This is a genomic window from Psychrobacter proteolyticus (genome assembly GCF_003350005.1).
Lineage (GTDB): Bacteria > Pseudomonadota > Gammaproteobacteria > Pseudomonadales > Moraxellaceae > Psychrobacter > Psychrobacter proteolyticus.
In genome coordinates, this window is the sequence record NZ_QLKS01000001.1 from 375,730 (window position 1) to 389,676 (window position 13,947).

9 protein-coding genes, 1 tRNA gene and 1 riboswitch are annotated in these 13,947 nt (G+C 43.0%); of the genes, 7 read left to right on the top strand and 3 right to left on the bottom strand.

Features of this window, described 5'->3' with window-relative positions; translation table 11 throughout:
* Positions 1–87: 87 nt before the first annotated feature.
* A complete protein-coding gene (locus tag DXK30_RS01475; RefSeq protein ID WP_114700147.1) occupies positions 88–1,017 on the bottom strand; it encodes a hypothetical protein in 930 nt (309 codons plus the stop codon).
* Between the two features lie 331 nt (positions 1,018–1,348).
* On the opposite strand from DXK30_RS01475, the gene DXK30_RS01480 reads away from it, so the two are divergent.
* From DXK30_RS01480 to DXK30_RS01510, 7 genes are all read left to right on the top strand, one after another.
* A complete protein-coding gene (locus DXK30_RS01480) occupies positions 1,349–2,077 on the top strand; it encodes a glycerophosphodiester phosphodiesterase (RefSeq protein WP_114700148.1) in 729 nt (242 codons plus the stop codon).
* A 471-nt stretch (positions 2,078–2,548) separates the two neighbouring features.
* Positions 2,549–3,727 (top strand): acyl-CoA desaturase, encoded by a 1,179-nt coding sequence (locus DXK30_RS01485; protein ID WP_191115423.1) that lies wholly within the window; start codon positions 2,549–2,551, stop codon positions 3,725–3,727.
* Positions 3,728–4,062: 335 nt separating this feature from the next.
* The gene (locus tag DXK30_RS01490) at positions 4,063–5,529 is read left to right on the top strand and encodes a protein adenylyltransferase SelO (RefSeq protein WP_114700149.1); all 1,467 of its coding nucleotides are present in this window, start codon (positions 4,063–4,065) and stop codon (positions 5,527–5,529) included.
* A 382-nt stretch (positions 5,530–5,911) separates the two neighbouring features.
* A complete protein-coding gene (locus tag DXK30_RS01495; RefSeq protein WP_114700150.1) occupies positions 5,912–8,230 on the top strand; it encodes an NADP-dependent malic enzyme in 2,319 nt (772 codons plus the stop codon).
* 271 nt (positions 8,231–8,501) lie between these two features.
* Entirely contained in the window at positions 8,502–9,683 is a 1,182-nt protein-coding gene (locus tag DXK30_RS01500; RefSeq protein WP_114700151.1) for a tRNA nucleotidyltransferase, read from the top strand.
* Between the two features lie 37 nt (positions 9,684–9,720).
* A complete protein-coding gene (locus DXK30_RS01505) occupies positions 9,721–10,533 on the top strand; it encodes a pteridine reductase (RefSeq protein ID WP_114700152.1) in 813 nt (270 codons plus the stop codon).
* Positions 10,534–10,628: 95 nt separating this feature from the next.
* Positions 10,629–10,705 (top strand) — tRNA-Ile (locus DXK30_RS01510).
* Between the two features lie 239 nt (positions 10,706–10,944).
* Here DXK30_RS01510 and DXK30_RS01515 read toward each other — a convergent pair.
* Positions 10,945–12,627 carry an NAD-dependent malic enzyme gene (locus DXK30_RS01515; RefSeq protein WP_114700153.1) on the bottom strand — a complete coding sequence of 561 codons (1,683 nt, stop codon included), beginning with the start codon at positions 12,625–12,627 and terminating at the stop codon, positions 10,945–10,947.
* Between the two features lie 421 nt (positions 12,628–13,048).
* Positions 13,049–13,624, bottom strand: a complete 576-nt coding sequence (locus DXK30_RS01520; protein ID WP_114700154.1) for a manganese efflux pump MntP — start codon at positions 13,622–13,624, stop codon at positions 13,049–13,051.
* Positions 13,625–13,631: 7 nt separating this feature from the next.
* Positions 13,632–13,799, bottom strand: a riboswitch (yybP-ykoY riboswitch).
* Between the last annotated feature and the right edge of the window lie 148 nt (positions 13,800–13,947).

Sequence of the window (13,947 nt, forward strand, 5' to 3'; positions counted from 1 at the left end):
CCACGACATTACTGTTGCGGGGGTTTTATTATTCGACAATAGCGATTCGCTTTACTAGATATCACTCTCTCTTATTACAATGAAAAATTAATAAGTAGCACTATCGTCTTCTACAATTACCATATCGATGCTTTCATCTTTAGGCACTGCTTTTGATGTGGCTGGCTTACTAGGCTCAGCAGCAGCCGCTTGGCTATTTGAAGTCGAGCCATTCTGACTTTCAGTAGGTTTGTTGATAGTTGGCGGCGGCGTAGGTTCAGTTGGACGAATCGGCTCAACTGGCGTCACAGTTCTTGGCTGACGGATTGGTGCTGTTTGAGTAGTGTCATTGTTCTGCGTTGCGCGGCGCTCAGCAGCACGTTGAACGCGCTGTTCATCCATTGCATTTTTTAATACAGAGCCCGCCATCACATCTGCAACCACAGTGATCAAGGCAGGTTGACCTGCAATACGCGTACGCACTTGACCGCCTTGAGTACCGACGATGTAAGTGAAAGCATCATCAACGAGCATATTGTTATTAATACGGATATTGTCTTGGGCTAAACGTGATTGTAAGCTTGGCTGATTATTGGCTGCTTGTACCTGACTGGCTTGATACAAGTCTTCACTTGGTAGCGTCATACTGACACTCGCTTGGCAAGTGGTCATGCCGTTCTCATTGGCTTGTTGCAAGATAGCAGCGTTTTGGACATCAATGACGACGCCATTGGTTTTTTCGCTAACCACACCGCTTGCTAAACTGATTTCAGCATCATTTGCATAATTGGCAGCCAATGACTGTGCTTGTTGATTGAGCGTATTCTTTAGAGCTGACTTGAGGCGATCTTGCACCATAGGATCATCACAACTGATCGCAGGCGCCACGCTATTTTCAGTATCGACAGTCTCCTGCTCTGCCTGCTCAGAAGCGTCTTCTTTATCTGAGCGATCACAGCCTGCAAGCGCTAAACCACATATCAATCCAATCCCAGCAACTTTATGCCACTTGCTCAAACTTATATTTGCTACGCTCATACTAACTCTACTCCCAATTTACAGGTTCGTACCGCCACTGACTGACAGTGTTCAACATTCAAATCGCAACGCTAGCTGCTACAGATATGAAAACCACATCATTATACGGTGTTTAAATCAAATGGTCATTAGTGTAGCCCATGGATATACAAATAGTGCCCCTCATTGTGGAAAAAACCTGCGTTTGGTTGCAAAAACATAACAAACATTCGCAGATTTGGACTCTAAAAAGTCATATTTAAAAAAGTACGGATTTCATCACAGTTTTCGTTAGACGTCATGGATATGACGCTATATGATTGGGCATAAAAATCATCGATAATTGGTGCATATGATAAATTTTAGAGATACGTTGTTATTAGGTCATCGAGGCGCACGCGGTGAGGCGTTAGAAAATACCTTTTCAGGCTTTCAATACTCTCAAAACCTCAAGTCAAGAGGCTTAGCAGGCGTAGAGTTTGATATACAACTAAACGCTGACGGTCACTTAATCGTATTCCATGATGACGATCTAGAGCGTATGTGCGGGCGACAATCACGTATTGATCAGTTAAAACTGACTGAGATTCAATGCCAGTTGCAGTTTGGTCAACCCATTATGACGCTCGCAAGCATAGCACCTGCGCTTAGTGGATTTAACGTTATTGAGCTGGAAATTAAGACGCATAGCCGCACCAACTATGCGGTGTTGATTGCAGCGCTTCGGCAGGCATTTATTAATACACCTCTTGCCAGCTTACCAGTTGTGTTGACGAGCTTCGATGTCGAGTTACACAACCGTTTGCAACGTCACAAACTATTATCTCATATGCCTCGCGGCTTGCTCATTCGTACGCCAGAAGCGTTGGCAAGCGCTACCAATACTGCATTGCAACTCGGCTGTATTCAACTGGGCATTCATTATCCGCTTTTGACCCAAGCTATCATCAAACATAGCCACCGTTATGGATTGCCCGTAAGTGCTTGGACGGTTAATGATATTCCCACCATTGAGCAGCTCATAAAATGGCAAACCGATGTCATCATTACGGATTTTCCAAGTCATTTGCTGTTGCCTTAACCGACTTAACCGTACTTTTTTGATATTTAATCATTTTTTCGATAAACGCATTCTTTCCTACATATCTACCCTCCTTGTTACACTTCTCCTTCATGTCTGATAAGTCACTCGTATTTTTGACCAATACATTCTATAATCCATACAAGTTATTGTTATTTAGCAATATTTTTATAGTGTATAAGTGTTCACTTTACACGCTTTTTAAGGTACTATGGTGGCTTAAATTAATACCGTTAGGGATATTATATGATTGCAAAAAAAGCACTTGGCTTACCGCTTAAAGGCTTACGTTTCGCTATCAAATCTGGTGACACGCTTGTAAAGACTGCCAGCACTCAAGTAACGCGTTTTAAAACTCGTTTTGATGAGAAAAAAGCGCAGATGGCGCTTGATGAGCAGCCTGTTGCCAAACGCAATTATGCTAAAGCTTCTGAGCAAGCGGATCTTTCTGCGCAAGAGCAAAGCATTGATATGCGCGAGTTTGAATTTACCAAAGCACCGATCAACTGGATTCCGGCGACTATCTTGGTAGCGACGCCGATTGCTGCTGCTATCATTACGCCATGGTACTTGTTCACTCATCAAGTGAGCGCACCTGTTTGGGGTGTATTTGGTGCCTTTATGGTATGGACTGGTATCAGTATTACGGCAGGTTACCATCGTCTAATGGCGCATCGTGCTTATAAAGCGCATCCAATTGTTAGAAACTTTTTATTGCTTGGTTCTACCCTAGCGGTACAGGGTTCTGCGTTTGATTGGGTTTCTGGTCACCGTACTCACCATCGTCATGTAGATGATCGTTTGGATGATCCGTATTCAGCACAGCGTGGATTCTGGTTCAGTCATATTGGCTGGATGCTACGTAACTACCCTAGCGGCAAGTTCGACTACAAAAACATTCCTGATTTGACTAAAGATAGAGTCTTACAGATTCAGCATAAATACTACGGTCTATGGGTAGTTGCCATGAACGTCGGTATGGTTGCCGCTATCGGTTGGTTGCTTGGTGATGTTTGGGGTACGTTGGTTATTGCAGGCCTACTACGTTTGGTATTGACGCATCATTTTACGTTCTTTATCAACTCGTTCTGCCACATGTTTGGTACACGTCCTTATACGGATACTAACAGTGCTCGTGATAACTTCTTCTTGGCTATCTTTACGTGGGGTGAGGGTTATCATAACTATCATCACTTCTTCCAATACGACTATCGTAATGGTGTGAAATGGTGGCAATATGACCCAACCAAATGGTTAATCGCTGGTTTATCAAAACTTGGTTTGACCTCTGAGCTACGTACTGTTGATGATACGACTATCAAACATGCAGAAGTACAAATGCAGTTTAAGAAAGCTCAGCAGCAAATCGATACAGCAGCAGTAAGCGGCATTGATCTTCCTCATGCGATGAAGAGTTTCCAAGACCGTATTAAGTTTGAATATGATGCCTTTACGCAGACTGTTGAAGAATGGCAAGCGCTAAAAGCAAAAACTATCGAGCTTAAGAAGACAGAGTTTGCTGATCGTTTGCATGAAGTTGATGATAAGTTAAAGCATGATTATGCCAAAATTGAACAGAAAATCCTTGAGCATAACAGCAATTTAAAAACCGCCTTCCGCTCTATTGGCGCAAATGAAAAAGCGGCTTAATTAACCTCTGATTTGTTTTATAATTTTGAAGCTTCTCCATCCCCCTATCCGTCCTAGATAGGGGGATTTTTTTGCTTATACTTTATCGCTTATGTCACTACAGCTACTTCTAATGACCTTATTATCATAATAAATGGTCAAATACCTTGACTGAGCTATTGCCAGATTCAACCTACAAACAATAACAATCTCGCTCATCACATTCAGTCAATTAAAGACAGAGGAATTCATTTTTTGGTTAGATATTACAAGAGACGGACAGAGTGCAACGATGCCATATGAGAGCTATGCTATAGTGACATTCTCACTTTTATATTTTAATGGAAACGGCCTGTATGCGTTATCAAAACACTTACGTCAACCTAGACACGCGCCTTTATCATGAGCAGCCACCGACGCCACTAGACAATCCTCGTGCTGGTCACTTCAATACTCAAGTTGCACAGCAGTTAGGTTGGGCAAGCGACGAGGATCTTATGACCAATTGGGTTGAGATATTGGGCGGTCAATACGTGCCAGCTGATTTTAAACCACTATCAATGGCCTATGCTGGTCACCAGTTTGGACAATGGGCTGGGCAATTGGGTGACGGACGCGGTTTACTCATGGCGCAGGTACTCGATAATGATGGACAGCCACAAGACTTGCATCTCAAAGGTGTTGGTTTGACGCCCTACTCACGCATGGGTGATGGGCGCGCAGTCTTACGTAGTACCATTCGCGAGTATCTATGCGGTCATGCATTGACCCAGCTTGGCATCCCCTCATCTAGCGCATTGGGGTTTGTGGTATCTGATACGAGAGTACGCCGTGAGCGTATCGAAGCAGGTGCAGCGTTGATGCGTGTGGCAGACAGTCATATTCGTTTAGGTCATGTCGAATGGATTGCCAGCTTTGCCCCTGATGTACTAGGTGAGTTCACTAACTATATGATTGACACTTATTATCCAGAGTGCCGCGATAGCGAAACGCCTGTCTTAGCTTTCTTGACCGCAGTGGTTGAGCGTACGGCTCGTATGATTGCTGATTGGCAATTGATTGGCTTTGCTCACGGTGTGATGAATACAGATAACTTATCTATTACAGGCAGTACTTTGGACTTCGGGCCGTTTGGCTTTATGGAACGCTTCAATCCTGCATGGATTAATAATCATTCTGATCATACGGGTCGCTATGCTTATCAGAATCAGCCTGCTATTGGGCATTGGAATCTAAATGTTTGGCTGCCACACTTTATGCGTTTAGAAGGCGTTACCCGTGAGACCCTATCTGACTGCTTAGCACCTTATGAAGCAACCTTTATGCAGCACTATCAGCAAGGTCTGTGCCGCAAGCTTGGCTTACCGCATCAAAGAGAAAGTCTCAGCTTGGCCTTTGAATGGTTGACACTATTAGAAGACAACTTGCTTGACTACACCAATAGCTTCCGCGCCCTACTCGGTTTGGTCGCACCAGCAGATCATCCTTATGAGCAAAAGCTACTGACTACCATGACCACTGAATTAAGCGCTGATGCGCAGCAAGTATGGCAAGACTGGTCAACACGTTATCTGGCACAGATCAAGCAGCTGCCACTTGAGCAGGTAGTTAACGACATGCAGACCAACAATCCTGTTTATGTCCTTCGTAATAGCATGGCGCAGCGTGCAATTACTGCCGCAGAGCAAGGTCAGTTTGAAGAGGTTGATCGGGTATTCCGTTTACTGACCAATCCTTACAGTGTGCAAGATATTGCTAGTGATTTAGATAGCAGTGCGCCTGCGCCTGATACACCGCAGATGCCTATTAGTTGTTCGTCTTAGTAGCTGCTCTTCTTAGTAGTTGCTCGCCTTAACACTTTTCAATTCTGTAATATTTTGAAATATTATGAAATTAAGGTTGATATCTAGACACATTTTTTGGCATTATCAACGAGATAAATAACGAATATCATTTTATTATATTATTCGCACAATTCACCGTTGTTGACTAGGCAGTGAATTGGCAATAATGCTAGAATGAATATTTTAGCTAGTTTGCTTTTTTGACCTGATCTTTGATCGTCGACCATGATTCTGATGGTCGTGAGTCGTTTAACGTCTTTATACTTTTCAATTATTATCATTCAATGATTTTTGGAGGGTTGGACGTTGTTTTTTATCACCATTTAATTTATTCCAATTTATTCCAACCATGGCAATTATTATGAATGACGATACCACTTCGAATACGGATAACCTCAGTACAGAAAAAGAGCAGTTTGAACAAGCTGCCTTACATTACCATGAGTTTCCACGCCCAGGTAAAATTTCGGTAACCCCTACTAAGCAGCTAGCCAACCAACGTGATTTAGCACTCGCCTACTCTCCAGGCGTTGCTGTACCTTGTCTTGAGATCCAAAGAGATCCAAAACTTGCTTCTAAATACACGGCACGTAACAACCTAGTTGGTGTTATCACTAACGGTACTGCTGTATTGGGTCTGGGTAATATCGGTCCATTGGCATCGAAGCCAGTTATGGAAGGTAAAGGCGTTCTATTTAAGAAGTTCGCAGGTATCGACGTTTTTGATATTGAAATTGCTCAAAATGATCCAGATAAGTTTATTGAAGCGGTTGCCTCTCTTGAGCCTACCTTTGGTGGTATCAACCTAGAAGACATCAAAGCACCAGAATGTTTCAAAATTGAGCGCGTACTACGTGAGCGCATGAACATTCCTGTGTTCCATGATGATCAACATGGTACGTCAATCATCGTCGCCGCAGCTATGCTAAATGCTTTGTTGATTACTGGCAAAAAAATTGAAGAGATTAAAATTGTTTGTTCAGGCGCAGGCGCAGCAGCCATTTCTTGCCTAGATATCATTTGCGCGCTTGGTGTTAATAAGAACAACATCATTGTTTCAGACTCACGCGGTATCATCAGTACTAGCCGTGAAAACCTTGATGAAACCAAACAGCGTTATGCTCGTGATATTACGGCTACTGCTATCGAAGAAGTCATGGACGATGTCGATATGTTCCTAGGCTTATCAATGCCAGGTACACTATCAGAAGATATGGTTCGCCGTATGGCAAAAGACCCTATCGTCTTTGCACTTGCCAACCCAACACCTGAAATCATGCCAGAATTGGCACACGCGGTACGTCCAGACGTCATCATGGCAACTGGTCGTTCAGACTATCCAAACCAAGTAAACAACGCACTATGTTTCCCGTATATCTTCCGCGGTGCATTGGATGTTGGTGCGACCACTGTTAACGAAGAGATGAAAGTCGCCTGCGTAAAAGCAATCGCTGCGATGGCACACGTTGAAGCCACTCCAACTACTAGCGCTAGAAACATAGAAAAAATGCAGAGCTTTGGTCGTGATTACTTGATTCCAGGCCCTCTAGAGCCAAACCTAATCATTGAAATCGCATCTGCTGTGGCCAAAGCAGCGATGGATTCAGGCGTTGCCACGCTACCGATCGATGACATGCAAGCCTATCGTCAACGTCTGTCTGAGTTTGTTTATAACTCAGCGTTTGTGATGAAGCCAATCTTTGCTCGTGCTAAAGCCGATCCAAAACGTATTGTGTACTGTGAAGGTGAAGACAACAACATCTTGCTTGCTGTGCAAGTCGTCGTTGATGAGAAGCTAGCGCAACCTATTTTGGTTGGTCGTCCTTCAGTTATCGAAGCCAATATTAAAAAGCTAGGCCTACGTCTAAAAGCTGGCGAGAATATAACCATCGTCAACGTTGATGACGATCCTCGCTACAAAGACTACTGGCAGGGCTACTACGAGAAGAACAAACGCCGCGGTGTAAGCATCGAGCTTGCTCGTCGTGATGTTCGCCGTAAGACAACTTTGATTGGTTCTTTGCTGGTTGAAAATGGTGCAGCAGATGGCATGGTATGTGGTACATTTGGCCATTACCAATTACATCTGAAATATGTCGAAAGCGTCATTGGTAAAAAACAAGGTATGAATGATTTCTATGCGATGAATGCGGTACTCATGCAAGATCGTAATATCTTTATCGCCGATACCTATGTCCATGAAGACCCAACCGCCGAACAATTGGCTGAAATGACTGTCTTGGCAACGGATCAATTACGTCGCTTTGGTATCACGCCACGCGTCGCGCTAGTGTCTCATTCTAACTTCGGTGCTTCAGATCGTGCTAGCGCTGTCAAAATGCGTAAGGTTCATGAACTATTGACCAATATGAATGTCGACTTTGAATTTGAAGGCGAAATGCAAGGTGATGCCGCGCTTAACGAACATATTCGTCTAAACGATATGCCATCAAGCCCGTTAAAAGGTGCAGCGAACTTGCTTATCTTGCCAACCCTTGATGCCTCAAACATCGCTTTTAACCTGCTTAAAACAGCGACTGGCAGTGCTTCTATTGGCCCTATCCTATTGGGTACCAATAAGCCAGTCCACATTTTGACGCCATCAGCGACAGCACGTGGTATCGTCAACATGACTGCATTGACCGTTACTGAAGCACAAGACCTAGAAAACGAAAAATAGTCATACACAGTATGAATGCACTATAGACGGTTCAATATAATTTGGATACAAGAAAGCCGAGTGAAAGTACTAAAAATAGTAGACTGAGCGAGACTGACACCGTACGCAATTTATAGAGGATTGACTATATTAAGAAGGGCTCTGTCATCCATTGACAGAGCCCTTCTGCTATACTAAAACCAGTCAATGCAACTTATAAAGCATTGGCTGTTTTTTTGATTCATAAAAATTGAGCTAGCAATATAAAGCTCGATAATAACAAGAGGCTTCTATGCAGATTTACCTTGTGGGCGGTGCTGTGCGCGATCGACTACTTAAGCGTCCTATCAAGGACAAGGACTTTGTCGTCGTTGGCGCTACTGTGGCAGAGATGATTGATGCAGGGTTTCAACAAGTGGGCGCTGACTTTCCTGTGTTTTTGCATCCGACCAGTCATGAAGAGTATGCATTGGCACGTACAGAGCGCAAGCAAGGATCAGGCTACAAAGGTTTTAGCGTACATGCCAGTCCTGATGTTAGTCTAGAGGATGATTTGCGCCGTCGTGATTTAACCATCAACGCGATGGCAATTGAAGTTACCAGCTTAACCGATGATACTCCGATTAATGGACAAGTCATCGACTACTATGGCGGCCTACAAGACTTAGAAAGCAAGACATTGCGTCATGTGTCCAGTGCTTTTAATGAAGACCCATTACGTGTACTTCGCACAGTGCGTTTCTATAGCCGTTACTACGATCTGGGGTTCACCATCGCGGATGACACTTTAACGCTGATGCGTCAATTGGTCGATACAGGAGAGCTGGCTCATTTAAGTGCCGAGCGTATCTGGCAAGAGTCAAGCCGTGCAACTATGCAGTTATCACCGCAAGTCTATTGGCAAAAACTGTTTGAAATTGGTGCACTCACAGAGTATTTCGCGCCTTTGCATCATGTTTGGGATGATGCTCAAATAAGGGAAACAGTGCAGACAGCATTATACTTTGCGGGACAGATACATTTAAATTTATCGCAGCGCTGGGCACTACTAATGACTAGCTTGACCTCATCATTGTTTAATAGCGAAAACTCTGAGTCTACGTCTAACGTATCAACCGCTATAAAAAATATTAACGCTATCGGTAATAAAGCCAAAGTCCCAAAAACACATACTCAGTTCGCGATTTTATTCGCTCAGCAAGCTGACAAACTAAGCACAATAAACAGTCTAAATGCAGCTGAAAAAATCGATCTAATCCAAGCCTGCGGTGCGCATAAAGAGCCTGACAAGCTCTCTCAACTGCTAGTATGTAGTCATGTGTTACAGCTAGCAATACAGCATCGTCAAATGATGCTAGCGCTAAATAGCTTTCACGCCATCGGCATGACTGATATTGCGCCAGACCTTAAAGGCCCCGCTATAGGTGCAGCCTTACGCCAAAGTAGGATTGAACACTTACAAGCGCAACAATGATATAGACAAGCACCTTAGAGAAAAAAGTAGTATTGCTATGAACCAAGAACTTAACACCTATCAAGCAGAAAATATAAGTAGCCAAGCGCCAGTGATGCTTGTCACAGGTAGTGCTAGGCGCATTGGGGCGGCTATTGTTAAAGCGGCTCATAGGCAAGGTTACCGCGTTATCATTCATTGCTACCGTAGTGAACGAGATGCTAATGACTTAGCTGACCATCTGAACGACATCCGTGCTAATAGTGCAAAAGTTATCGTTGCTGACTTAACGATAGTCAACGATGGGAAGGCTTTAAACAGCTTTGTTGGAAGTATTATAGAGGCGTTTGGACAGCTTGATGTACTGGTGCATAATGCCTCACGGTTTTATCCTAGCCCACTCGGTAGTATCAATCATGCACAGTGGGATGAGTTGCTTTTGACCAATGCCAAAGCCCCTCTACTATTAAGCCAAGCCCTACTGCCCTACCTTAAGCAACAACAAGGCTGTATTGTCAGCTTATTGGACATACACGCGCATGATAGACCGTTTAATAACTATACTGTCTATAACATGGCAAAGGCTGCGCATCGAATGATGGTACAATCGCTAGCGCTAGAGATGGCACCAGATGTACGTGTAAATGGTGTCGCACCAGGGGTCAATATTCTTCCTGATGCTAATAGCGATCAAGCTATTGATAACGAGCAACAACAAAGTATCATTAATGCGATCCCTATGCGGCGAATAGGCCAACCTGATGAGATTGCTAATAGCGTACTGTATCTTGTGCAGGCAAATTATGTCACAGGAGAGATCATCACCGTGGATGGAGGCCGTAGCCTGACCATAGCTGGCGGTCACCTGTAATACGGAAATATGGCTCAATAAAAAATATCTTGATTACTGCCTATCTTTTACTTGAAAAATTAAAAAAATCAGGTATCATTGTGCGTCTAACGTTAGGGCCCATAGCTCAGTTGGTTAGAGCAGAGGACTCATAATCCTTTGGTCGTAGGTTCAAGTCCTACTGGGCCCACCAAATTCAAACCCTTACAAGCATTGGCTTGTAAGGGTTTTTTTTGCTTGATGGCTTTGGTTGGGTTATTTAATCTCTATACTTATAAGCTGCCAGTATACTGTTAGTATACTGTTAGTATACTTCTAATTTTCTCGCATCTCTTATAGCATAGTTATACTTATTATCTGATGACTCAGACAAAGAAACCTAATGCTACTTTTAATCGCGGCATTAGGCTTTGTTATATCTCTTTTATGGAACTAGAAAGAAGTACGGCGATAGTCACGATATTCAGGTAACCAAAAATTCGCTTTTAATCGGCGTTGTAAGTTCTCCGATGTGATAGGTAGTGCTAGCTTATCTTGAGCTGCTTGCAATGCCACTGCATACGCTATTTTTTCACTGATCTCTCTAATAACTTTGATTGGTGGTAGTATGGCACCAGGTGCTTTTTCGTATTCCATTGATATATCTGCCAAGGCTTGACTTGCCGCCATTAGCATATTATCGCTGATACCCGTTGCCCGTGCTGCTAAAACCCCTAGACCAATACCGGGAAATATATAGCTGTTATTACACTGAGAAACCTCAAAAGACTGACCGTTAAAAGTAGTATGAGGAAAAGGACTGCCAGTTGCAATAATTGCCTTACCACGACTCCAGTTTGTCACTTCTTGCGGCGTTGCCTCAACACGAGACGTTGGGTTCGATAGCGGTAGTACAATTGGGTTTTCAGTATTAACACACAAGGATTCGATCACCTCTTGGGTGAACAGACCTTTTTGCCCACTGACACCAAACAACACGGTTACTTTGGCTTGTTTAACTACTTGCAACAAACCTAGTTTTTGACTTTTATCCCAGTGTGCAATAGCGGATTCCTTTTGTACTAATGGTGCTTGGAATTTTTGCAGCTCTGTCATGCCATCTGTCAATAAACCATAGCGATCAACCATGAATACTTGACTACGAGCTTGCTCTTCAGTCAATCCTTCACGCTGCATCTGGCGAATAATATGCTCAGCAATACCACAACCAGCAGATCCTGCGCCTAAAAATGCGATATTCTGTTGGCTAAGTTTTTGACCTTTATTTAGACACGCTGCAATCAAAGTACCAACCGATACCGCAGCAGTCCCTTGAATATCATCATTAAAGCAGCATAGCTGATCACGATATTTATTCAATAACGGGGTCGCGTTTTCCTGAGCAAAATCTTCAAATTGCAATAACACTTCTGGCCAACGGCGCTTAACGGCTTGAATAAATAAGTCCACAAATTCATTATATTCATCGCCAGAAATGCGCGGATTTCTCCAACCCATATACATAGGATCGTCAAGCAACTGTTGGTTATTGGTACCGACATCTAGCAAAATAGGTAGACAGTAAGCTGGGCTAATACCACCACAAGCCGTGTATAAAGACAACTTACCGATTGGAATGCCCATACCCCCAATGCCCTGATCTCCTAGGCCCAATATACGTTCACCGTCAGTAACAACGATCACTTTGACATTTTGTTTGGTCGCATTCTGTAGCATATCATCGATTTTATGACGCTCAGGATATGAGATAAACAAACCCCGTTTACGACGATAAATTTGCGAGAATTTTTCACACGCTTGACCAACTGTTGGGGTATAAATGAGCGGCATGACTTCCTCAATATGCTGCTCAATTAAATGATAGAACAAGGTCTCATTGGTATCTTGTATATTACGCAGATAAATATGCTTATCCATAGCGTCAGTAAATGAGCTCAATTGATGATAAGCACGTAATGATTGCTCCTCAATCGTTTCAATATTATGAGGTAATAATCCAGTTAAATTAAAGCTACTACGTTCTTCTGATGAAAAAGCACTACCTTTATTCAATAAAGGTGTCTCTAAAAGAGCAGGACCAGCAACGGGGATATATAAAGGACGCTTTTTTGACATAATAAAATCTTCTTATTAAGGATGTATGGATGGAAACTATGCTAGTGCTGCATTATACATAGCATCAGCCCATACTTAACAATAGATAACAAATCATTTGATTAAATATGGCTCTAAATTTGATGACCCTTATACGTTCATCTAGAAATAATATTATTTTCTATAGAGGTCTATGAACAGAGTCAAATACCAAGTCAGCGTTACTCGGCAGTCGAATTTCATCCATAATAAAGCCCATCTACATGAGTAGATGGGCTTCGTCTTTATTAGGAAGCTAGTTTATAACTCTTTATACTAATAACGTCTTTTGACAATCTGTCATATATTATCTTATCGTACCAGTTTGAGCTAGATAGACCATTAGCTTAACTTGTAGTTTGTCATAACTACCTGTCCGAAGTATGCCTCAAGCCTCACACTATCATTGAAGATGGCTGGATAAAATCCATGCACCGATGGCAATGAGCATAAAACCACCAAACACTTCAGCTTTGTGACCAATTAGTGAGCCCAACACTTTCCCTAGCATTACTCCCAGCGTGACCATCACCGTCGTAGCCAAGCCAATCAGACCTGCCGCCAGTAAAAGATTGACCTCTATAAACGCGAGACTAACACCGACAGCCATCGCATCAATACTGGTGCCGAATGCGGTCAAAACGAGTTTGAAAAAAGAATGTCTCGTCAGCGTTTCTGCTTTTTCATCATTTGGCTTCAAACCCTCATGCAACGTGTGCAGACCGAGAGCACAAAGTATGACAAAAGCGACCCAGTGATCCCATGCTTCAATGAAAGCTGCATCTACAAAAGAGGTGGCAGAATGACCAATAAACCAACCAATAACAGGGGTGATAGATTCAATAGTGCCAAAGATAACCCCCATTCTTAGAGCTTCGGTAAAACGAGGGTTTTTAAGAGTTGCGCCTTTACTAATTGCCACAGAAAAGGCATCAGTAGACATAGAAAGAGCAAGTAAGAGAAGAGCGATAGGGTTCATGTAATTTTCTCTGGTCGAGTATAGAGTCCACGACATAGCCACACCCTCGACCTGCAGTGTAGATATATCGATGGTCTCGCCAACCGAGAGGTGTTCGTACCATGGCATGTGGCCAAGTATGTTGATACGAACGCTTTCGCAGTACGAAAGCAGGCTACTCCCCAAAGAAGGGTAAGATTAGCATTGATACACTATAAGTCAACCATAAAACACTAAACGAAAATTTTTTGCACCTGATCAAGCGTAAAGTTGGAAACGCTAGCAAATACTTTGGATCGAATGAATGATTTGAGTTATCAACATTAAAAAACCCTTCATACTAT